19 protein-coding genes are annotated in these 21,739 nt (G+C 71.3%); 8 read left to right on the top strand and 11 right to left on the bottom strand.

The window, feature by feature from the left end; genetic code table 11:
- Positions 1-18: 18 nt before the first annotated feature.
- From HZS55_RS09600 to HZS55_RS09615, 4 genes are read right to left on the bottom strand one after another with little or no spacing between them, the layout of a single operon-like run.
- The gene (locus tag HZS55_RS09600; protein WP_179911461.1) at positions 19-1,806 is read right to left on the bottom strand and encodes a type II secretion system F family protein; all 1,788 of its coding nucleotides are present in this window, start codon (positions 1,804-1,806) and stop codon (positions 19-21) included.
- The gene (locus HZS55_RS09605) at positions 1,803-3,755 is read right to left on the bottom strand and encodes an ATPase, T2SS/T4P/T4SS family (protein ID WP_179911462.1); all 1,953 of its coding nucleotides are present in this window, start codon (positions 3,753-3,755) and stop codon (positions 1,803-1,805) included. The genes HZS55_RS09600 and HZS55_RS09605 overlap by 4 nt, the downstream gene beginning before the upstream one ends.
- Before the next feature lie 27 nt (positions 3,756-3,782).
- The gene (locus HZS55_RS09610; RefSeq protein WP_179911463.1) at positions 3,783-4,277 is read right to left on the bottom strand and encodes a DUF7311 family protein; all 495 of its coding nucleotides are present in this window, start codon (positions 4,275-4,277) and stop codon (positions 3,783-3,785) included.
- 6 nt (positions 4,278-4,283) lie between these two features.
- Positions 4,284-5,015 (bottom strand): DUF7310 family coiled-coil domain-containing protein, encoded by a 732-nt coding sequence (locus HZS55_RS09615; RefSeq protein ID WP_179911464.1) that lies wholly within the window; start codon positions 5,013-5,015, stop codon positions 4,284-4,286.
- A gap of 80 nt (positions 5,016-5,095) precedes the next feature.
- Here HZS55_RS09615 and HZS55_RS09620 point away from each other — a divergent pair, with 80 nt between their 5' ends.
- The 4 genes from HZS55_RS09620 (at position 5,096) to HZS55_RS09635 (ending at position 8,350) form a co-directional block, all read left to right on the top strand.
- Complete coding sequence (locus HZS55_RS09620) at positions 5,096-6,181, top strand: tubulin/FtsZ family protein (RefSeq protein WP_179911465.1); 1,086 nt, start codon at positions 5,096-5,098, stop codon at positions 6,179-6,181.
- Positions 6,182-6,252: 71 nt separating this feature from the next.
- Positions 6,253-6,543, top strand: a complete 291-nt coding sequence (locus HZS55_RS09625) for a DUF5789 family protein (RefSeq protein ID WP_179911466.1) — start codon at positions 6,253-6,255, stop codon at positions 6,541-6,543.
- 151 nt (positions 6,544-6,694) lie between these two features.
- On the top strand, positions 6,695-7,858 hold the full coding sequence (locus HZS55_RS09630; protein ID WP_179911467.1) for an inorganic phosphate transporter: 1,164 nt from the start codon (positions 6,695-6,697) through the stop codon (positions 7,856-7,858).
- Positions 7,859-7,924: 66 nt separating this feature from the next.
- The gene (locus HZS55_RS09635) at positions 7,925-8,350 is read left to right on the top strand and encodes a universal stress protein (protein ID WP_179911468.1); all 426 of its coding nucleotides are present in this window, start codon (positions 7,925-7,927) and stop codon (positions 8,348-8,350) included.
- A gap of 53 nt (positions 8,351-8,403) precedes the next feature.
- Here HZS55_RS09635 and HZS55_RS09640 read toward each other — a convergent pair whose 3' ends face one another.
- The 3 genes from HZS55_RS09640 to HZS55_RS09650 all read right to left on the bottom strand — a co-directional run bounded on the left by HZS55_RS09640 (position 8,404) and on the right by HZS55_RS09650 (position 11,358).
- Positions 8,404-8,850, bottom strand: a complete 447-nt coding sequence (locus HZS55_RS09640) for a hypothetical protein (RefSeq protein WP_246308404.1) — start codon at positions 8,848-8,850, stop codon at positions 8,404-8,406.
- 416 nt (positions 8,851-9,266) lie between these two features.
- Positions 9,267-10,409 carry an acyl-CoA dehydrogenase gene (locus tag HZS55_RS09645; protein ID WP_179911470.1) on the bottom strand — a complete coding sequence of 381 codons (1,143 nt, stop codon included), beginning with the start codon at positions 10,407-10,409 and terminating at the stop codon, positions 9,267-9,269.
- A gap of 67 nt (positions 10,410-10,476) precedes the next feature.
- On the bottom strand, positions 10,477-11,358 hold the full coding sequence (locus tag HZS55_RS09650; protein WP_179911471.1) for a winged helix-turn-helix domain-containing protein: 882 nt from the start codon (positions 11,356-11,358) through the stop codon (positions 10,477-10,479).
- A gap of 136 nt (positions 11,359-11,494) precedes the next feature.
- Between HZS55_RS09650 and HZS55_RS09655 the strand changes: the two genes are divergently transcribed.
- A complete protein-coding gene (locus HZS55_RS09655) occupies positions 11,495-12,487 on the top strand; it encodes an aldo/keto reductase (protein WP_179911472.1) in 993 nt (330 codons plus the stop codon).
- Positions 12,488-12,716: 229 nt separating this feature from the next.
- Here HZS55_RS09655 and HZS55_RS09660 read toward each other — a convergent pair whose 3' ends face one another.
- Together HZS55_RS09660 and HZS55_RS09665 are read right to left on the bottom strand one after the other, a co-directional pair.
- A complete protein-coding gene (locus HZS55_RS09660) occupies positions 12,717-14,054 on the bottom strand; it encodes a hypothetical protein (protein WP_179911473.1) in 1,338 nt (445 codons plus the stop codon).
- A gap of 77 nt (positions 14,055-14,131) precedes the next feature.
- Complete coding sequence (locus tag HZS55_RS09665; RefSeq protein WP_179911474.1) at positions 14,132-14,992, bottom strand: 3-hydroxyacyl-CoA dehydrogenase family protein; 861 nt, start codon at positions 14,990-14,992, stop codon at positions 14,132-14,134.
- Positions 14,993-15,235: 243 nt separating this feature from the next.
- On the opposite strand from HZS55_RS09665, the gene HZS55_RS09670 reads away from it, so the two are divergent.
- Entirely contained in the window at positions 15,236-16,042 is an 807-nt protein-coding gene (locus HZS55_RS09670; RefSeq protein WP_179911475.1) for a class I fructose-bisphosphate aldolase, read from the top strand.
- Positions 16,039-16,956, top strand: coding sequence for a class 1 fructose-bisphosphatase (locus HZS55_RS09675; RefSeq protein WP_179911476.1), 918 nt, complete (start codon positions 16,039-16,041; stop codon positions 16,954-16,956). The genes HZS55_RS09670 and HZS55_RS09675 overlap by 4 nt, the downstream gene beginning before the upstream one ends.
- Before the next feature lie 16 nt (positions 16,957-16,972).
- Here HZS55_RS09675 and HZS55_RS09680 read toward each other — a convergent pair whose 3' ends face one another.
- Positions 16,973-19,453 carry a hypothetical protein gene (locus tag HZS55_RS09680; RefSeq protein WP_179911477.1) on the bottom strand — a complete coding sequence of 827 codons (2,481 nt, stop codon included), beginning with the start codon at positions 19,451-19,453 and terminating at the stop codon, positions 16,973-16,975.
- 156 nt (positions 19,454-19,609) lie between these two features.
- Between HZS55_RS09680 and HZS55_RS09685 the strand changes: the two genes are divergently transcribed.
- A complete protein-coding gene (locus HZS55_RS09685) occupies positions 19,610-21,481 on the top strand; it encodes an acyl-CoA carboxylase subunit beta (RefSeq protein ID WP_179911478.1) in 1,872 nt (623 codons plus the stop codon).
- Between the two features lie 32 nt (positions 21,482-21,513).
- Here HZS55_RS09685 and HZS55_RS09690 read toward each other — a convergent pair whose 3' ends face one another.
- Positions 21,514-21,732, bottom strand: a complete 219-nt coding sequence (locus HZS55_RS09690; RefSeq protein WP_179911479.1) for a hypothetical protein — start codon at positions 21,730-21,732, stop codon at positions 21,514-21,516.
- Positions 21,733-21,739: the final 7 nt, after the last annotated feature.

Genomic DNA, 21,739 nt, shown 5'->3' on the forward strand with positions numbered 1-21,739 from the left:
CCACTCCGATTTAAACGTTCACACGAGCCACCCCGTCCCCACGAGGCCGGCGACGAAGACGGTCGCCGCGAGACAGAGCGCGCGGCCGACGCGGTAACCGACCAGCGAACGGTCGAGGCCCCGTTCCAGGCCGGTCGCGAGCGTCGTCAGGACGACGGCGAGCGTCATCACGTACGCGCCGACGGCGAGGCCGAGTGCGGCGGGCGAGACGGCGGCCGTCAACGGGCCGTCGGTGCTCATCTGCTCGGCGAGCGTGACGGTCGCGCCGCCGACGAGCGGGCCGAACACCGCCGCCGTGTTCGCGAGCGTCGACGTGACCCGTTCTAAGTCCCGTCGGATCGTCCGTTCGACCCCCTGCAGGTCGTCGAGGTGGTCGGCCATCGCGACGACGGCCGGCCCGGCCGGCCGCCCCTCCGAGGCGGCGACGGCGAGCAACTCCGCCGTGCTCCGCGCGCGCTCGCTCGGCACCGTCGCGAGCGCGCCGTGCTCGCCGAGGAACGACTCGTGGACGCCCGCGCGGACCTGTCGCTGCTGGCGGACGGCGTCGGCGAACACCTCGCCCGTCGCCGAGTCCAGCAGCTCGACAGCGTCGTCCAGCGCCGCCTCGACCGAGCGGCCCCGATCCACCTCGCGGCCGACCAGATACAGCGCGTCGGGTAGACCGGATTCAACGGCCGCGACCCGGTCGCGGACCGCGGTCATCGGTCGGTAGGCGACGACCAGCGCGACGCCGAGCCCGGCGGCCGGCGCCGCCACGAGCGCCGTCCAGGGCGCCGCGATCGTCGTGACGACGAGCCAGGCGCCCGCAGCCGTCGCCGCGCCCGCGACCGCCGCGGGCCACCGGCTGTCCGGCACGTCGGGATGGGACCGCGAGACCGGTGCCGGCGGGAACGCGACGGGCCGGCGCGCGAGCAGCCACCCGCTCGCGACCAGTAGCGCCGCGGGCAACAGCAGATCGTAGCCGACGACGACCGCCGACAGGGGAATCTCCAGACCGACGGTGCCGGCGGTCGGGAGCAACGCGACGAGCGCCAGCGGGAGCAACACGCCGAACGCGTACAGCGCCGTCGCCGGCCCTTGAACTCCGGCCGCGAACTCGGCCATCGATTCCCGGGTCCCCTCGAGCGTCACGTCGAGCGCGCCGTCGAGCGCCCGCTCGCGCTCCTCGGGTTCGGCCGAACCCGCCGACTCGACGAGCGTGAGCGCGCGTCGGAGCGCGGGGAACCACTCCGCCCACTCGTCGGCGAACGACGACAGTCCCGACCGACCGGTCCCGCGCGCCCCTCGAACGTGCCCATCGAGACTCCGCGCCAGCCGCCCGTCGCACGTCTCGGCGGCGAAGGCGGCCGCCGTCTCGGTCGTCGGTGCCAGTCGCATCCGCAGGACGGCGCTGCTGACGAGTTCCGGCGCCGTCCCGAGCGCGCGGGTCCGCCGGGCGGTCGCCAGGCCGCGGGGGACGTACCGCGCCGCGGCCGCGACGGCGAGGCCGACCAGCAGTCCCGCGGCGACCCCCACCGACGGGAGTCCCAGGAGCAGGGTCAGCGGTACGGCGACCGCGACGGCCGTGAGGACACCCGCGCCGTCTCCCGCTCGGAGGACCGTCTCCGCGTCGAGGTCCCACCCGAGGAAGTCGACGGCGCGCGCGAGTTCCGGGTCCTCGCCCGGGTCCCACGGTGCGGCGGTCGCGAGCGCCTCGACGGCCGCGACGAATCGGTCGTCGCCATCGCGGACCGTACCAGCCCGATTCGCCGGCGTCCGCGACGGTCGCGGCGCCCGCCCATCCCCATTCCGCGTGTCGGTCGTCACGCTTCCACCCGGTCGACGCGCGCTCGTTCGACCGCCTCGGGGTCGGTCCGTCCGGTGGCGGCGAGACCGTCGAGCCACTCCGCTCGGGCGGACAGCTCCGCTCTGAGGTCGGCGTAGCTCTCCCCGGGTCGCGCCAGCGCCCCGACTAGGCGGCTGTTGCCCCGTTCGATCCGGTCGGTCGACCCCAGCCCGTCGCCGTCGCGTTCGTACAGCGGGACGAACTCGACCGATCCGGCGTCGGCGTCGGGGTCCGGCCGGTCGCCGGTCCCTCCGTGTCCACCACCGGTCCGCTCGACTTCCTCGATCGCACGGACGCGGCGCTGGGTCCCGCCTTCGCGCTCGGCGGCTTCGAGCGTGACCAGCAGGTCGGTCGCCGCGAAGGAGCTCTCGGGAACACCCAGGTCGGCGACGACGCGCTCTCGGACGGCCGCGCCGCCGTCGCCGTGGATCGTCCCGAGGACGGCGCCGTCGTTGGCCCCGACGCGCATCGCCTCGTAGAGCGTGGCGGCCTCCTCGCCCCGGATCTCGCCGACCACGAGCGCGCCGCTGCCGAGCCTGAGCGCGGTTCGGAGCGCCTCCGTCGGGCTCGTTCCGGCGTCGTCGAGCGAGCTGCGGAGCGCCTGCACGTCGCGGCCACCCGACTGGAGGGCGTCGACCGGGAGCTCGGGCGTGTCTTCGATGACGACCGCGCGCGTCTCGGCAGGGACCTCCCACAGCAGCGCGCTCAGGCAGGTCGTCTTCCCGGCGCCGCGCGGGCCAGCCACGAGGCCCGCCGCGCCGCGCTCGACCGCCACGGACAGCAGGGCCGCGGCGTCGGCGGACATCGTCCCGTTCGCGACCAGCGCGGGGAGCGTCCAGGCCTCCCGGTCGCCGGCGCGGAAGGCGAAGGCGACGCCGTCGCTCACCGGATCGGTCACGGCGGCCACGCGTACGCGGCGGTCGCCGGTCGCGACGGCGGCGTCGAGCGTCGGGTCGGCGCCGGAGAACGCGCGCCCGCTCTCGCGTCGAAAGCGCGAGGCCAGCGCCGCGGCGCCAGCCTCGGTGAGCCGGACGTTCGTCCGCATCGCCTCGCCGTCGACGCGGACCCGCAGCGGCCTCGCCGCGACCGGTGCCGTCGCGAACACGTCGGAGACGCGCGGGTCGGCGAACAGGTCCGCGACGACGCCGTACCCCCGCGCGTGCTTGCGGAGGACGGCCGCGATGTCCTCGACCGGGTCGTCCTCGTCGGCGACCGCCCGGACGGCCCGGCCCGGCGCTCGCTCGGCGCCCGCGACCTCGGCGCCACCGATCTCGCCGCCGGCCAGTCGGTCGTAGGCGGCCGACAGCGTCGCCGTCGTCGCTTCGTCGAAGCGCGCTTCGACCGGTTCGAGGTGGTAGGTCGCCAGCGCGTCGGCGGGCCGCTCGTAGATCCGAACGAGACCGCCCGCGTCGAGTTCGCGACGGTCGCGCAGGTGGGCGTCGCTCGGCGGCCGCGCGGCCACCCTGGAGCGGCTGATCGTCGGCCCCACGAACGGTCGGAGCGCGCCGTCGTACCCCTCCGCACCCGTCGCGCCCTCGGCCAGTCCCGTCTCGGCGGCGATCCGTTCGACGGGACCGGCCCGGCCGGTCGCCTCCCGCGCGGCTGCGAGCGGGTCGCGACGCGCCCGGTCGGCGAGGCGCTCGTCGTGGAACGCGGCGGCGTCGGCGAACCGTCCGGCCGCCGTCAACAGCGCCGCGGCGTCGTCCTCGTAGGCCCGGACGGTCCCGTCGGCGCGGGTTTCGACGGCTTCGGCGTCGCGGTCGGTGAGCGCCCCGACGACCGTCTCGCGGCAGTCGGCCGACGACGCCAGGCGGCCGCCGCCGGGGCAGTCGCCCGCGTCGACGACCAGCCGGTCCCCCTCGAAGGCCGGGCTGCACTCGCAACCGTCCTCGTCGTCGCTCCCGCGGAGTCGTGACAGCAGTGCGTCCATGGCCCCCGGTGGCCGGGCGCCCGTATTTCAACCTTCGCGCCGGACGCGGACGACCGTCCGACCGTCGACGGCGACGAGTTCGAGGGCGAGTCGCGTCTCCCCGTCGACCCGGAGCCGGTCGGTCGGGTACGGTCGGACGCGGACGCCGTCGGCGACTACCGCGTGCTCCGTCCCGCCGGCGACGCGCCAGGCGAATCTGGTCGCGGCCGGCCCCTCGCGCTCGCGTTCACGGACACCCGTCTCCGAGTCTGCCGGTTGCGCCGGCCGACCGACGCCGAACCGTTCGATCCCGGCGCTGGCGAACCCCTCGGTCGGGAGATCGAGAGTGACCGTGCGCCGCGCGGGGCCGGCGCCGGGCGGGAGCGCGCCGTTGCCGGCCGCGAGCGCCCGGGCCTCCGAGACGAGGCGGTCGACCGCGTCGCTGACGGCGGTGTCGCTGCGCTGGACGCCCGCGTACTCGGCCGCAGGAACCGTAATCCCGGCCACCGCGACCAGCAGCGCGACGGTGAAGGCGACCCTCACCACGGCCTACAGCGCGTCGCGGACGCGCTCGATGAACTGTTCGGTCCCGCTGTCGGCGTTCGACTCCGAGGACGGGTTCTCGGACCCGTCTCTCCGGGAGCGGTCGCCGTCGCCGCGAGCCGAGCGGTCGCGCTGCCGGGTCTTCCGGCCGTCCTCGTCGGAACCGGCCCCGTTCGACCGTCCGCGACGATGTCCCCGGCCGCCGTCGCGGCGGTCGGAGTCGGTCGGACCGGTCGGATCGCGGTCCGCGCTCGCCGTCCCGGTCGTTCCCGCCGATGGACGCCCGGGCGTCCGCCCCGCGGACGAGTCGCTCGGCGAGTCGAGGGGGTCGGTTCGTTCGGCTGGGTCGACGGGGCCGGTGCGGTCGGTTGAGTCGACGGGTCCGCCGCGCTCGCTGGGGCCCTGAGACGGGTCGCGAGGCCGCTCTCTCGGTCGGTCGCGGCCCGTGCCGTCGCTCTCGACGGCGGCCTCGACGGTCTCGGCCTTGGCGAGCGCGGCGCTGGCGCGGCGTTCGACCTCGCGGTTGACGGCGCGGACGTTGCCCGCGTAGCCGCGGACGGCTTCGAGGCCGGCTTCGAGTTCGTCCAGGCGCGATTCGACGGTTTCGAGCCGCGTTTCGAGGGTCTGGAGGTCGTCGACGACGCCGCTGCGGTCGCGCAGCTCTCGCAGGTCGGTGTCGCCGTCGGTCAGCGCGCGTTCGACGGCGTCGAGTCGCGCGTCGAGGTCTCGCTCGGACATGGACTGGGGTGGTCCCGTCACCGCACTTGAACCCTCGGCCGTACCCAACGTTGAATAACCACTACTCCGAGGGTAGTGATATGAAAGTCGTCCTGATTGGTGTCGGCCAGGCCGGGGGCAAGGTGACCCAGCGGCTGGCCGAATACGATTACGACATGGGGTTCGGCGCCGTGCAGGGGGCGATGGCGGTCAACACCGCCGAGGCGGACCTTCGGAATCTCGATATCGATACGATGCTCATCGGCCGCGACCGCGTGAAAGGCCACGGGGTCGGCGGCGACAACGAACTCGGCGCGGAGATCATGCAAGACGAGGCGACGGAGGTGATGGACGGTCTCGACGCGAAGCTCTCCACCGACGCCGAGGCCGTCGTCATCGTCGCCGGACTCGGCGGCGGGACCGGCTCCGGCGGCGCGCCCGCGCTCGCCAGTGAACTCAAGCGCATCCACGACATCCCCGTCTACGTCGTCGGCATCCTCCCCGGGCGCGACGAGGGCGCCATCTACCAGGCCAACGCCGGCCGCTCGCTCAAAACCGTCGCCCGCGAGGCCGACTCGCTGTTGCTCATCGACAACGACGCCTGGCGCACCGCCGGCGAGTCGATGGAAGAGGGGTTCAACGAAATAAACGACAACATCGCCCAGCGATTGGGCCTCCTCTTTGCCTCCGGCGAGATCGAGGCCGTCGACGAGGTCGCCGAGAGCGTCGTCGACTCCTCGGAGATCATCAACACGCTCCGTCCCGGCGGCATGGCCGTCCTCGGCTACGCCAGCGCCGCCGCCAGCGAGGACGCCGGCGAGAACGTCAACGCCATCACCTCCACCACGCGCAACGCGCTGTTGACGGGGACGAGCGTCCCGAACGTCGTCGAGGCGGAGACGGGCCTGCTGGTCGTCGCCGGCCAGCCCGAGCGCATCTCCCGGAAGGGCGTCGAGCGCGCCCGCTCGTGGATCGAAGAGGAGACGGGCAGCATGCAGGTCCGCGGCGGCGACTTCCCGCTCGACTCCGAGCGCATCGCCGCGCTGGTCCTGCTGGGCGGCGTCGAGCGCTCCAACCGCATCGACGAGTTCATGCAGCGGGCCAAGGAGGCCCACGAGGCCAAGAACGACGACCGCGGCGAGGCCAAGGAGGCGTTCGTCAACGAGGAGCTCGACGACCTGTTCTGACCCGCCGCGTTTCGGGGCTCCCGCCGGCTGGAAGCGAAAGCTCTAATCGCCGGGCCGGGGAACTTGCGGGCATGGCTGACGACGACTCCGACGAGGAGGCACCCGCGGTCGAACTCGGCGAGGGCGAACCGGTCGAGGGAGCGCCCCTCGCGCGCGTCACCTCGCGCCTGAACTGGGGCGCCGCCCACAGCGACATCGTCGAGCGCGAAGGCGACAGCACGATCCGTACCCCCGACGGTCCCCGGGACCTGGCCGACGTGATGGACGAGGTCGACACTCCCTACTTCGAGACTCGCCAGGAGTTCACCGGGGCCGTCCGCGAGGTCGTCGGTACCGGACCGATCCCCACCGCCGACGAGTAACCGTTCTCCCCGCAGGGTCCGTCTCCGCCGCGGACCGGCTCCGCGCCGGCCGCAGTCACACCCCGACGCCGTGAGACGGTAGCTTACCGGGTCGCGGCCGACCGTAGCCCGCGCATACTTACGTCGCAGCGGCTGGTCGTTCCCGCAGAGGATGGTTCAGGCCGTACTCGTCGCCGGGGTCGTCGCGTCGGTGTTCGTCGGGTTCAACATCGGGGGGTCGTCGACGGGGATCGCGTGGGGACCGGCGGTCGGCGCCCGGATCCTCCGGAAGGTCACGGCCGCCGGGCTGATGACCGCGTTCGTCTTCTTGGGCGGCTGGACGGTCGGGCGAAACGTCATGGACACGCTCAGCGGCGGCATCGTCACGACGGAGATATCGCTCGGCGCGGGCGTGGCCGTCCTCTTTTTCATCGGGTTCAGCATCCTGATCGCCAACGTGTTCGGGGTGCCCGTGCCGACCTCGATGACGACGGTCGGCGCGATCGCGGGGCTCGGGCTCGCGACCGGGACGGCGAACGTCCGGACGATCGGGTGGATCGTCTCCTGGTGGGTCGTGACGCCGGTCGTCGGGTTCTGGATCGGGGCGACCGTCGGTCGGTACGTCTACCCCGAACTCAATCGGCGGGCCCGGATCGATGTCTCCGAGGGACCGACGCTGGCGCTCGACCGCAGCGGCGCCGTCCCGCGCCCCGCGCTCGGGCCGAACACGACGCGCGGCGAACTCGCCGGGACCGTCGTCGTGCTCGTCGTCGGCTGCTACATGGCCTTCTCCGCGGGCGCGAGCAACGTCCCCAACGCCGTCGCGCCGCTGGTCAGCAGCCGCGCGCTCGAACCCGACCTGGCGATCGGGATCGCGACCGTCGCCATCGGCCTCGGCGGGTTCACGATCGCCCGCCGGACCATGGAGTCGGTGGGGTCGGAACTGTCGGACATTCCGCTGCTGGCGGCGCTGGTCGTCATGATCACCGCCTCGACGGTGACGACGGCCCTCTCGTACATCGGCATCCCGATCAGCCTCGTCATGGCGTCGGTGATGACCATCGTCGGCCTCGGCTGGGGGCGAGCGACGCGTCCCATCGCCGCGCGCGACGCGCTCCGGGGAGACTTCGACAGCGAGATCGAACCCGGTGCGCTGACGGCCGAACCGGAGGCACCGGTGGCGGAGATCGGCGAGGCCGAACCCCCCGAGGTGCTCGACGCCGGCGACCTGTTCAACCCCCGCGCCATCGTCAAGTACGTCTCGATGTGGATAATCGGCCCGACCATGTCGACGCTGCTCGCCTACGTCTTCTTCACGCTGGTCCCGGTCACCTGACGAACCACCCGAACCGCTCCCTTTCGTCCACCGCCGGTTTTTACGGGTCCTGCTCGTAGGGTAGCTATGATATCGCGCGTCCTCGTGCCGATGGACGGGTCGGAGATGAGCGAACGAGCACTCGAATACGCCGTGGAAGCCTATCCGAACGCAGAGCTCACGGTCCTGCACGTCGTCGGCGAGCCATCGCCGCTGTGGGGAGAGGCTGCCGGGATCGCGATCGCCGACGACATCGACGCGGCCGCGCGCGAACACGCCGACCCGATATTCGAGCGCGCCCGGGCGATCGCCGACGAGGCCGACGGCGATATCGCTCTCGACACCGAGGTCGCGCTGGGTCATCCCGTGCGCGCCATCATCAACCGGGCCGACGAGTACGACACGGTCGTCATCGGCAGCCACGGCGGCACCGTCGCCGAGCGGTTGTTCGTCGGGAACGTCGCCGAGAAGGTGTTCCGCCGGTCGCCGGCCCCGGTGGTCGTCGTTCGGTGAGCCGCCGGCCCGGACTCGACCGGTGGTTCGTCCGGCCGACGCGGTCGCCCGGGTCAGGCGCGCCCGTCGTCGGCCGGTTCGTCGGGCCCCGGTGTGTCCGCCGCGTCACCGGTCTCGTCCGGTCGGGGACTCCCCTCGACGCGTTCGTCCAGCGACTCGACCCGCGCCTGAACCTCGTCGAGCTGGTCGCCCATCGTCCGTTCGACGGCCCCGACCGTCTCCTCCATCGACTCCTCGACCGTCTGTTCGACCGATTCTTCGACCGATTCCTCGACCGTCTGTTCGACCGACTCCTCGACCGTCTCTCTGACGACGCTGCTCATCCAGTCGGGGTCGAATCGGGCCATCTTCCAGACGACGTGGGCGACGTACGCCGCGAAGACGCCGACGCCGAAGGCGATCCCGACGTTCGTGTTCACCGTCGCTATCAGCACGATCGACAGCGCGATCAGGCCACCGTAGGCCAGGTCGACGAGCGCGTCGGCGCGAGCGGGGCTCACCACGGCGGCCGGTCACCCCCGCGTTCCCCCCGTTCGGGTCCGTTCGCTCGCCGATTCCCCCGTCGGCTGGCTCTCCCCTCGAAGCGCATGGTTGTCCGGTCGTTTCTACGGGGTCCGGACGGATTAGTCCCGGCCCGGGAACGAACTCACCGCCGGCGGCCGTGAGCGAGCGTCGCCTTTCCTGAATCCCGTCCGGAAGCTCGTCGTCCTGTGTCGGGGCCGTATCGGGGTCGACATCGAATCGCGTAACGCCTCGCCGGTGGGTTCGCGACCGGTCGGACCTCTCCGGGTTCGTTGTCCCGGCGGCCGACATCGGCGCGTGCCAGACTCCGATGTGGCTCCACGTCCGCGAAAACGCTTCGAATTCACGGGGAGGCGGGTCTCGAACACCTCCCGAATATCGCCGCCGACCGAGCTCACTCCAGCAACTGGTCGGCGATCGTGTTCCGAAGCACCTCGCTCGTGCCCTCGTATATCTCGTTCAACTTCGCGTCGCGGTAGTAGCGCTCGACGGCGAAGTCCGTCGTGTAGCCGTAGCCGCCGTGGATCTGGACGGCCTCGTTGCACACCTCACGGGCCATCTCGGAGGCGTACAGCTTCGCCTGCGCGGCCTCCTTGACGTAGCGGTCGCCGCGCATCTTCCTGTCCGCCGCGGCGTGCATCAGATACCGCGCCGCGTTGATCTTCGTGTCCATATCCGCGAGCTTGTGCTGGATGGCCTGGAACTCGCTGATAGGCTGGTCGAACTGCTCGCGGTCCTGGGCGTATTCGAGCGCGTCGTCGAGCGCGGCCTGCGCGAGCCCGATAGAGCGGGCGGCGATGGTGATCCGGCCGCCGTTGAGCGTCTTGAGCGCCTGGACGAAACCGGCGCCCTCTTCGCCGAGCCGGCGGTCGGCGGGGATCTCCATCTCGTCGAAGCGCAACTCCGCGGTGGGACAGCCCTTGTCGCCGAGTTTGTGCTCGGTCCCTTCGACGTGGAACCCCTCGTCCTCTGCGGGGCGGGCGACGAACGACGAGATGCCCTTGCCGCCCGCGTCGGGGTCGGTCTTGGCGAAGACGACCACCGTGTCGGCGACGGAACCGTTCGAGATCCACAGCTTCCCGCCGTCGATAGTGTAGGTATCGCCGGAACGCTTCGCCGTGGTCTCCATCGCCGGCACGTCGCTCCCGGCGCCCGGCTCCGAGAGCGCGAACGCGCCGATCTCTTCGCCTTCGGCCATCGGCGTCAGGTACCGTTCGCGCTGGTCCTCGTCGCCGAACTCGGAGACCATGTTACAGGCCAGCGAGACGTGCGCGGCGACGATCGTGCCGAGGCCGCCCGAGCCCCGGGAGATCTCGACGAGCGCTTCGGGGTAGGCGTGGTAGTCGAGGCCGGCGCCGCCGTACTCCTCGGGGATCGGCATGCCCATCAGGCCCAGTTCGGCCATCTCGTCGATCAGATCGGCCGGGAACTCGTCGGTCTCGTCGATCTCGGCGGCCCGCGGAACGACCTCGTCGTCGACGAACTCCGCGACCGTGTCGCGGATCTGGCGCTGTTCCTGCGTGAGGGCGAAGTCCATGTGACCACCTACCGCGGCTCGACCCTTGATTGTTCGCCAGGTTCCCTCGCTCGCGACCCCGGGCCGCTCAGACCCGCGTCGCGTCGGCGGACAGGCTCTCGTCGACGACGAGTTCGAGCGTCTCCTCGTCGCAGGGGATCGAGAGGGCGACCTCCCAGGGGTCGGTCGAGCGGACGGTGAGGTGGCGGTCGGTCATCGCCCACTCGAACTCCCAGTGGGGGCGGCTCGTCACGTCGACGCCGTGGTCGTGGAAGAAGGCGACGACGGCGGGGTGATAGAGGTGCGCGAGGCCGACCGACATGTACTGGCTGCTGCCGCAGTGGTCGCAGTGGCAGCCGACGAACACGTCCAGCCGACCACTCCCGTCGGTCCAGACCTCGTCGCCGGCGACGAACTCGAACGCGAGTGCGCTGACGCAGATCGGGCAGACGCCGCGGGCGTACGCGAGCATCTCGTGGCGGTTGTACTGGTCGATACGGTCGAGCACGTCGCCTCTGTCGCCCGTCTCGACGGCGCTGGGTGGAATCTGGGTGTGCGAGTAGACGTGGTCACAGCCCGGACAGCGCAGTTCGAAGGTACCCTCGTCGTAACGAGCCTCGACGGGCGTCTCGCAGAAATAGCAGTCGAGGCCGATCGCGAACGGGTCCAGGGAGGTTCGACGGTTGACACTTCCCGCCCGGATGAGACGGTAGAGGGTGAGCCCCTCGGCGCGCATGGTGTACCCGTCCTCGTCATGGTCGACGACCTGGTCGACCAACTGCGAGAGGTGGTAGTTGAACTGCCCGCTGTCCATTTCCGGGTCGACGGCCTCGCGCAACTCGGAGAACGAGACCCCCTCGTGGGGGCGTTCGCCGAGCGCGCGGAGGATGGCGGCGCGCGTCTCGTTGCCGATGAGCGCGAACGCGTCCTCCGGGTCGGCGTCCGTCGCGGGATCGGTGTCCTCGGGCATGTCGACCCCTTCCCGAGTCACGTCGAAATAGGTTGGTGTCCCGGAGGGCCCGGACGCTCGTTCCGTCGCCGGCGACGAAGGGGAACCACGCGCCGGATCGACCAGCTTTTTCGCCCGAGCGGCCGTTGGGTCGAACATGGACACACGCGAGTTCGGCTCCACCGGCTGGGACGTGACGGAGATCGGCCTCGGCACCTGGAACGTCGGCCCGTCGTGGGGCGACGTGACCGACGAACAGGCCAGGGAGGCCATCGCCACGGCGCTGGACGACGGCGTCAACTTCGTCGACACCGCCGAGGTGTACGGGCAGGGCCGCGCCGAGCGACTCATCGGCGAGGTGCTCGACGAACGGGACCCCGACCGGACGATCTACGTCCCCACGAAGGCCGCGCCCGACGAGGACGGCGGCCACTCCGAGGAGGGGCTTCGGTCCTCCGTCGAGGGATCGCTCGACCGGCTCGGCGTCGACTCGCTGGACCTGGTCCAGCTGCACTGCCCGGAGACCGAGGCGTTCTACGACCCCGAGAACTTCCGCGCCCTGGAAGACCTCAAAGAGGCGGGCCTGATCGACCACGCCGGCGTCAGCGTCGAGAAGGTCGAGGAGGCCGACAAGGCCATCGAACACGACGTCGTCGAGTCCGTACAGATCATCTTCAACCCGCTGCGCCAGCGCCCGGCCGAACGGTTCTTCGAGCGCGCGGCGAACGAGGACATCGGGGTCATCGTCCGCGTCCCGCTGGCGTCGGGCCTGCTCGCGGACGCCTTCGAGGGACCGGAGGACTTCGGCGAGGGTGACCACCGGCGGACCGCCGCCGAGGAGGGCGTCGACGCCGGCGTCGGCCGAAAAGGTGGCGAGACCTTCGCGGGCGTCCCCTTCGAGGACGGCCTGGCCGCCGTCGACGACCTGCGGCCGTTCGTCCCCGACGACGCGACGATGGCGCAGTTCACCCTCCGCTGGATCCTCGACCACGACGCCGTCTCGACGGTCATCCCGGGCTCGACCTCGCCCGACCACGTCGCCGAGAACGACGCCGCCGCCGACCTGGCGCCGCTCTCCCACCAGACCCACGGCGCCGTCCGCGACATCTACGACGAGCACGCCCGCGAGTACGTCCACCACCGCTGGTAACGGGCCGCCGGCACCGCGGCGACCTCGCCGACCGCGCCGTCGCGACCGCACCACTCCGAAATCTTCTTACGGGCGCCCCTCGCTGTCGGTTCTCGTTCGATGGGGAGCGCTCCCGAGCGCTCCGCGGGTGCGTTTCAGCCGGAGATCACGGCCAGCGAGTCCCGACGCCGTCGGTCGGATCTCCAGCCGAAAACGGCGGGTTTGGTTCTCGGAGTTCCTCGACCGCGCGTCAGTCGGCGCTCGTGGGGTCGGTCCGGTCGGAGCCGCCGACCGGGTCGGTGCGCTCGCCCGGCCCGCGACCCAGCAGGTACAGCGGGAAGCCGAACAGGACGGTCGCGCCGGCCCACGGGACGGTGGTGAAGAGGGAGACGAGCAGTCCGAACACCGGTGACGCCGACGGCGCGTAGAGGACGGCGGCGCCGAACGCGGCGAGCACGGTCGCGACGGCGACGAATCCGCTGACCGCTCCTCGACCGCGGGCGCGGCCGAGGGGGAACCAGAGCGCCGCGGGGATCGACAGCAGCGCGGTCTGGAACGCGACGACCGAGACGGTGCTCGCTATCGCGGCCACGAGCGCCGCCGCGCCGAGCGTCCAGGCGAGCGCGACGCGGGCGGACGGGCGGTCGAGGAACGCGCCCGCGGCGACGAGCGCGTACAGCGCGGCGAAGGTTGCGACGGTTTCGGCGACGGCGGCGTCGAGGAGCACGGACCCGGCCAGCGCCGCACCGGCGACCACCGCGGCGACGGCACCGCCGCCAGCGATCACGGTCCCGAGTCGCGCCGTGTCGACGGCGGGCAACTCGTCGCCCCAGCGCCGTACCGCCAGCAACAGGGACCCCAGCAGGACCGCGGGCGCGACGCCGAGCGCGAGCCCGCTCGGTTCGGCGAGTGAGACGCCGAAGGCGACGAACCCGACGCTCGTCAGCCCGCGCGCCGCGGGTCCTCCCGAGGGCGCGAACGCCAGGCGGGTGTCCCTTCCCAGCCCCGGTTCCTCGTCGGTGGGGAGCCAGACGACCGCCCCGTTCTCGACAGTCGCGGCCGACGGTGCGCGACTCACGACCGTGCCGTTCGGCCCCTCGATCCGGAGCCGGTCCGCTTCGAGGGAGAGCCCGGCGCGGCGGGCGCGCGGGTCGAGCAGATCGACGAGAACGACGCCGCCGAGGCTCCGGTGGGCCACGGCGGGCTGGTCGAAGGTGACGCTCAGCGTGTCGTTCGTGACTTCGGTGTGCAGGTTCCGCGGGTCGTCGACGACGGTGCGGCGGTCGAGGCTCGCGTGGACGACGCGGTCGCGGAGCGTCGCGTTCGCCGCGAGCCGGTCGGCCGCGCGGTCGTCGACCCGGACGCGCGCGTCCCAGTGGCCGCTCCCGTCCTCGCGGACGCGGATCGTCGCCGCGCCGTACTCGACGGTGAGCGGGACGCCGGCGTCCTCGGCGGCGTCGGCGAGGCCGGGGCCACAGACACCACAGACGGCTTCGGGTGGTGGTGCCGCGCTCGCGGGACCCGCGACGCCGACGGCGACGAACGCGAGGGCGACGAACGCGAGAGCGAGCGGAGGGCGGACGTTCATCACGACTGTCCTCACAGCGTGGGGACAAGTCCGTTCCGAAGAGTCACATCGGCGTTTGACCCTCCGCGGCCGCCGGCTCAATCGTACTCGTAGAACCCTCGGCCGGTCTTCTTCCCGAGGTCGCCGGCCTCGACCTTGCGCGCGAGGAGGTAGGCGGGTTTGTAGCGGTCGCCCAGCTCCTCGTGGAGCGTCTCGGTGGCGTGCAGACACACGTCGAGGCCGATGTGGTCGGCCAACTCCAGGGGACCCATCGGGACGTTCGTCCCGAGTTCCATCCCGCGGTCGATGTCGGCCTTCGCGGCGACGCCCTCGTCGTAGGCGCGGATCCCCTCGTTGATCCACGGCATGAGGATCCGGTTGGTCACGAAGCCGGGCTTGTCGTCTGCCTCCCAGGTCTCCTTGCCCAGCGCCGCGGCGAACTCGTGAGCGAACTCCACCACCGCGGGGTCGGTCTTCTCGCCGACGACGACTTCGACGCCCGTCATCACCGGGACGGGGTTCATGAAGTGCAGGCCGACGACGTTCGCGGGGCGGTCGGTTGCGGCGGCGATGGTCGTGATCGAGAGCGTGCTGGTGTTCGTGGCGAGGGTCACGTCGTCGTCGGTCACGTCGTCGAGGTCGGCGAACACGTCCCGTTTGACGTCGACGTCCTCGACGACGGCCTCGATCACCAGATCCGCGTCGGCGAGGTCGGCCAGGTCCGTCGTTCCCGTCACGCGCCCGCGCATCGTCTCGGCCTCGTCCTCCGAGACGGTCCCCTTCTCGACGAGCCGATCGAGTCCGTCCGTCAGGTCCTCGATCCCCCCTTCGACGAGGGCGTCTTCCACGTCGCGCAGGACGACCTCGTAGCCCGACTGCGTGGCGACCTGCGCGATACCGCTCCCCATGGTGCCGGCGCCGACGACGCCGACGGTGTCGATGGCATCGAGTTCGCGCATACCCCTCCTCCGCCCGCCGCCCGCCTAAACCTACCCCCGTTCGTCGTAGCACACGCTCCGTGCCGGACGACAGTCAGATACTTGCCACGTACTTGCGGCGTCGTCGCCGATTCTCCCAGGCGAGGCGATTTCGGCCGTCCGAGCGCGTGCGAACGTCACGCACGCTCCAATCGTTTACTCGCACGGTAGTAAATAATGTCAGAAAGAAGATATATACGTTCGGTCCGTGTACGCTCGTTCGTAATGCGACCCATCGCAGACGCTCCGGTCACGCGGGACGGGAAGGTACTCGTTTTGGCGTACGACCACGGTATCGAGCACGGGCCGGTGGACTTCGACCCCCAGCCCGAGAGCGCGGACCCGGAACACGTCTTCGATGTGGCCACACACCCCGCGGTCACCTCCCTCGCGGTCGGCAAGGGCGTCGCGGAGGCCTACTACCCCTCCTACGAGGACGACGTGTCGCTGCTCGCCAAGCTCAACGGCACTTCCAATCTCTGGATGGGCGAACCCGACAGCGCGGTCAACTGCTCGGTCGAGTACGCCGCCGAGGAGCTGGGCGCCGAGGCCGTCGGCTTCACCGTCTACCCCGGCGTCAACGGCGAGGTGGAGATGTTCGAGGAGTTCCGCGAGGTCCAGGAGAAAGCCCGCGAGTACGACCTCCCGGTCGTGATGTGGTCGTACGCCCGCGGCCAGGCCGTCAAGAACGACACGGGCGAGGAGACCATCGCCTACGCCGCCCGGCTGGGGCTGGAACTCGGCGCGGACATTGCCAAGGTCAAGTACCCCGGCAGCCAGGAGGCCATGGAGACGGTCACCCGGATGGCCGGCCCGACGAAGGTGCTGATGTCGGGCGGCTCCAAGACGAGCGACCGCGAGTTCTTGGAGAGCGTCAAGAGCGTCATCGACGCCGGCGGCGCCGGCCTCGCCGTCGGCCGCAACGTCTGGCAGCGCGAGAACCCCCGGCGCATCCTCGACGCGCTCGAGGAAGTCATCTACGAGGAAGCCTCCGTCGACGAGGCCCTCGACGCGGCAGCACCCAAACCATGAGCCAGCAACTCCCGCCCTCGGCCGACTGGATCGGACACCCGACCGTCGACGCGGTCTTCGACGTGGTCCGCGACACCGCCAGCGAGGTCCGCGAGGCGCTGCCCGAGCGCCGCGCGTACGTCGAGGGGCACAACCCCAGCGGCGAGAAGGTCCGCGCCGCCGACGAGTACGCCGACGAGCTGTTCTGCGAGCGCCTGCTCGCGCTCGAGTCCGTCGGGAGCTACGCCTCCGAGGAACGGGAGTCCGCGCGGACCGCCGACGACGGCGGCGAGTTCCACCTCGCGCTCGATCCACTGGACGGTTCCTCGAACCTCACGTCGAACAACCCGATGGGCACCATCGTCAGCGTCTACGACGAGCCCGTGCCGACCACCGGCGACCACCTCGTCGCCGCCGCGTTCGTCCTCTACGGGCCCAACACCACGATGGTCGTCTCCGACGGGGACAGCGTCGACGAGTACCTCATCGAGGCGGGAGCCGCGGAGGGTAGCGGCGAGGACGACGACGGCCGCAAACTCCTCCGCGAGGGCCTCACGCTGCCCGACGACCCGACGGTCTACGCCTTCGGCGGCCGCCGCCCGGACTGGACCGACGACGTGACCGAGGCGGTCGAGGCCCTGGAGGACGACCGACTGAAACTCCGCTACGGCGGCGCGTTCATCGCCGACGTGATGCAGGTGCTCACCCACGGCGGCGTCTTCGCCTACCCCGAACTGGCGGATACGCCCGAGGGCAAGCTCCGCTACTGCTTCGAGTGCGCTCCCGTCGGGTTCGTCGTCGAGGCCGCCGGCGGTCGCGTCTCCGACGGCTACGGCGACCTCTTCGAGACCGACCCCGACCGGCTCCACGAGCGCAGTCCCGTCTACCTGGGGAACGAGGAACTGGTCGACCGGATCGAAGCGAAGCTGTCGTAGAACCGAACCGCGCTTCTCACCCGTTCGCGCTATCGCCGCCGCCGACCTTTCCGAGGACGAACCGCAACAGCACCACGACGAGCCCCAGCCCGAGCAACCCGCCGAGCGCCATGCCGATGAGGCGCAGCGGGAGGACGGACAAGAACGACAGGAACGAGAGCAGGCCGCCGCCCGCGCCGACGACGACGGGGCCGGCCTGGGTTCCGTTGACCATCACGGTGTGGTTGCCGGTCGTCGAGAAGTTCGTGGTGAACTGCGCCCCGCGTCGCTCGCCCGCGGGCACCGCGACGGTCTCCGTGCCGACGAACGAGACGTTCGTGCCCTGGAGCGTCTGGAGTCCGGCCGTGTAGGTGCCGTCGGCGTCGCCCTCGTTCGCCAGCGTGACGTTGACCGCGACGGACTCGTTGACCGCGACGGCCGTCCGGTTGACGGTGACGTTGCTGACGAATATCGTCGCCTCGCCCGACGGCTCGCCGTCGCCCGACGCCGTCCCGTTTCCGGCCGTCCCGTCGGCGGCGGTGCCGTTTCCGGCGGTCCCGTCGCCGTCGGTGCCGTTCGCGGTCGTTCCGTTGCCGTCGGTGCCGTTCGCGTCGGCCAGCGCCGGGTCGGTCGACAGCGAGAACACCGACAGTCCCGGGGAGTCGACGCGGTAGCGGACGTGCGCCTCGTCGCTCTCGGCGACGCTGGTCCCGATCGCCGACCAGTTGCCCGCCGAGAGGCGGTAGACCGTGAGGTTCGCCGGATCGAGACCGTGTGCGTCGAGGTACGGTCGGCGGACCGACAGGTCGTATGTCACGCCGTCGACGGCGTCGTCGGTGACCGAGTGCTGGACGGTGACGGTCGCGGCGGTCGTCGCCCCGTCGGGACCGCTCAGGGCCGCGCCGGCCCGCTCGCGCGCGACGACGGTCGCCGTGAGGTTCGTGTCGGCGGCGGCGTCGAAGCGCAGGCGCTCGACGGAGACGTTCGTCGTCGCCACGACCGCCCGGGACGCGTTGTCGGGGACGGTCACGGTCGTCCCCGCGGCGGCGCGACGGACCGTGACCGACGAACTCGCCGTCCCCGTCCGCCCGTCCTGCAGCGATTCGACGCCGACCGTCGGCCAGTCGGTCTCGTTCCCGTCGCCCTCCGCGTCGGGTTCGGACTCGTCGACGAACGTCTCGCGGGCGGCGCCGTCGACGGCGAACTCCTCCGTGTGTTCGACGCCGTCGGCGTCGGTCGCGCGGACGATCACAGTCGTGCGGTTGTCGGCGATGGCGACCTCGCGGTCGAACTCGACCCGCTGGCGGCGCGAGCCCGAATGGACGACCTGGTAGTCGAGAGTCTCGCCGGTGGCCGCCAGCCGCGTCTCGACGACGAGGCGCTCGGTGACGCCCTCGAAGGCGGTGCCGGCGAGGAAGAGCCGCCCGTCGTTCAACACGACGGTGCGGTCGCGGTCGACGGCGATCGTCGGCGCCACGTCGCGCTCGGACCGGGGGACCCGCTCGATCTCGACCGTCCGGGTCGTCGTCTTCCCCGTCGCGTCCGTGACCGAGACCGTCGCCTCGTAGGTGCCCGGGTAGAGCGTGTACAGCGACTCGTTGAACGGCACCGAGAGCCGGTCGGAGTCGAGCGCCCGCGAGCGCTCGGCGGCGATCGTCGACTCGCCGGTGACGTTGCCGTCGGGGCCGCGCAGCGTCAGGTTGGCCGACCGCACTCGCACGTCGTCGCCGACGGTCCCGGCGAGGAAGACGCGGTTGCGGGCCGTCTCGTTGGGGAACGGTTCGGTCGAGACCGAGGGAGCGCGACGGTCCGCGACGGCGATTTCGAAATCGTAGATCCGGACGTTGCCGAACTCGTCGGTCGCGGTGAGTCTGAACTCGTTGGTCGCGTTGCCGCCCTCGGCGTAGCCCAGCAGCATCTCGACGGAGAAGTTCTCGCCCACGTCGCGAAGCGCGCGAGTCGAGCGGTCGTCGCCGAACTCTCGGGTGATCCGCAGTTTCTCGACGCCGGTGGACTCGATGACGTTCCCGGCGATCGTGACCCGCGAGCCGTTGGCCGTCCCGTCGTCGATGGGCTTCCACGGCGCCGTCTGATACGGGCTCGTCAGGTAGACGTGGGGCGCCTCGGCGTCCTTCTCGACCGTGAACGCCGTCGCGTCGACCGCCCCGGCGTCGTCGGTGACGATGACCCGGATCTCGTTCTCACCGTTCGACAGCGACGGCTCGACCGTCTCCGTCACGTTCGTCCCGTCGACGGCGATCGACTCGGCGAGGTCGCCGTTGACTCGGACCACGATGTCCGAGAGTCCGGTCCCGTCCGCGGCGGCGTCGCCGACGCTCGCGTCGATCGTCAGGTCCACGTCCGTTCCGGCCTCGTAGGTGTCGCCCTCGCCGATGTCGGTCGACCGGATCGTGACGTCGACCGACGGGTTCGCGCTGGCCGCGCCGGCGGCGACGACCGTCGGCGCCGCGACCGACACGAGAACCAGCACCACCAGCGAGAGTGACCGGTAACGCATTGGCGCGACCTTCGCCGTTGTCCTACTTACCCGTTCGTCCGCGGCTATCAAGTTTGAAATCCCGGTGAGCGCCCCGCCGCCGCTCCGAACGAGGGTCGCAGGTTCCACCCCCGGATGGGGCGGCATATTTTACCGCTAGCGTGCGACGGGGCTGGTATGCGAGTTCGAATCGCCCAGGACGCGAGCGTCGAGGAGGCCGAAGCGATCGCCTCGGCGCTCGAACGGACGGTCCCGGGGGACGGTCGCGTGGAGGTGTACGTCGGCGACGCCGACGAGCCGGCCGTCGTCCACGAGTCCGACGGAGACGGGGCCGCTGGTAGCGTCTCCGGTGGCGGCGAGCCGTCGGGAGCCACGCCGGCGGAGGACCTCGGGCCGACCGCCCGCGAGCGGGCCCTCCGCGAGGAGATCGCGGACATCCGGCGGGGCGGCCCGGAGAAGTACCGCCGGCGCCTGGCCGAGCAGGGGAAGCTGTTCGTCCGCGACCGACTGGAACTGTGGTTCGGCGACACCGACCCGGTACCCGGCGAGGCGTCCGGTGCCGACTACGACCGGACCGCCGACCCCTCGGGGCTGCGGTTCGAGGACGGCACGTTCGCCAACTTCGACGCGTGGCACCCCGACTCGCCCGAGACCGACGGTGCGGAGGACTCGGACGGCTCTGCGGGGGACGGCGACCGACTGCCCGCGGACGGCCTCATCACCGGCGCCGCGGCGTTCGCGGGGCGGGACGTACACTTCATGGCCAACGACTTCACGGTGAAAGCGGGGTCGATGGCCGAACACGGCGTCGAGAAGTTCCTCCGGATGCAACAGCGGGCGCTGAAGACCGCGCGACCCGTCCTCTACCTGATGGACTCCTCGGGCGGGCGGATCGACCGCCAGACCGGCTTCTTCGCCAACCGCGAGGGCATCGGCAAGTACTACTACAACCACTCGATGCTGTCGGGCCGCGTCCCGCAGATCTGCGTCCTCTACGGCCCCTGCATCGCCGGCGCCGCCTACACTCCCGTCTTCGCCGACTTCACCGTCATGGTCCGGGACATGTCGGCGATGGCCATCGCCAGCCCGCGGATGGTCGAGATGGTCACCGGCGAGGAGATCGACCTCGACGAGCTGGGCGGCCCCGACGTACACGCCCGCCACTCGGGCTCGGCGGATCTCGTCGCCGAGGACGAACACCACGCGCGCGACCTGGTCGCCCAGCTGGTCTCGTATCTCCCGGACAACAGCGACGAGAAGCCCCCGCAGACGGAGGGGCGCCCACCGGCGAAGTCGCCCGAGGGAATCGACGGCGTCGTCCCCGAGAAGCCCAACAGGGGCTACGACATGGAGCGGTTGATCGAGCGAGTCGTCGACGGGGATTCCTTCTTCGAACTCCAGCCGGAGTTCGGTCCGGAGATCCTCACCGGTTTCGCCAGGATCGACGGCCGGCCGGTCGGCGTCGTGGCCAACCAGCCCGCACAGCGAGCGGGCGCGATCTTCCCCGACGCCGCCCGCAAGGCCGCCGAGTTCGTCTGGAAGTGCGACGCCTTCGAGGTCCCCCTGCTCTATCTCTGCGACACGCCGGGCTTCATGGCCGGCTCCGGCGTCGAGAAGGAGGGGATCCTCGAAGCGGGCAAGAAGATGATCTACGCCACCTCCGCCGCGACGGTGCCCAAGCAGTGCGTCGTCGTCAGGAAGGCCTACGGCGCCGGTATCTACGCCATGTCCGGGCCCGCCTACGACCCCGAGTCGACCGTCGGCCTTCCGTCCGGCGAGATCGCCATCATGGGTCCCGAGGCGGCGATCAACGCCGTCTACGCGAACAAGCTCGACGACATCGACGACCCCGAGGAGCGCGAGCGCCGCGAGCGGGAGCTCCGGGAGGCGTACCGCGAGGACATCGACGTGCATCGGATGGCCAGCGAAGTCGTCATCGACGAGATCGTCCCACCGAGCGACCTGCGCGAGGAGTTGGCCGCCCGGTTCGCCTTCTACGAGTCCGTCGAGAAGGAGCGACCGGACAAGAAACACGGCACGGTCCTCTGACTCCCGGGGATCGCCCGGTCGCTTGCGCGCGGTCAGTCGTCGGCGGGGTCGCCGAGCAGGCCCAGGTCCTCCGCGACCAGGTCGCGGACCTGGTCGGCGAGCGCCGGGTCGACGCTGGCGACCTGTTCGCCGTCGTGGAGCCCGTCGTTGTGACGCGCGACCGCGTCGGCCACGTCGTCGATCGCGACCGCCGTCTCGGTCTCGCACTCCGAACACACCACCGGCACCGTCGGCTCTGTCTCGTCTGCCATCGGTTCT

The sequence above is a fragment of the Halosimplex rubrum genome, assembly GCF_013415885.1.
In the GTDB taxonomy this organism is placed as follows: domain Archaea; phylum Halobacteriota; class Halobacteria; order Halobacteriales; family Haloarculaceae; genus Halosimplex; species Halosimplex rubrum.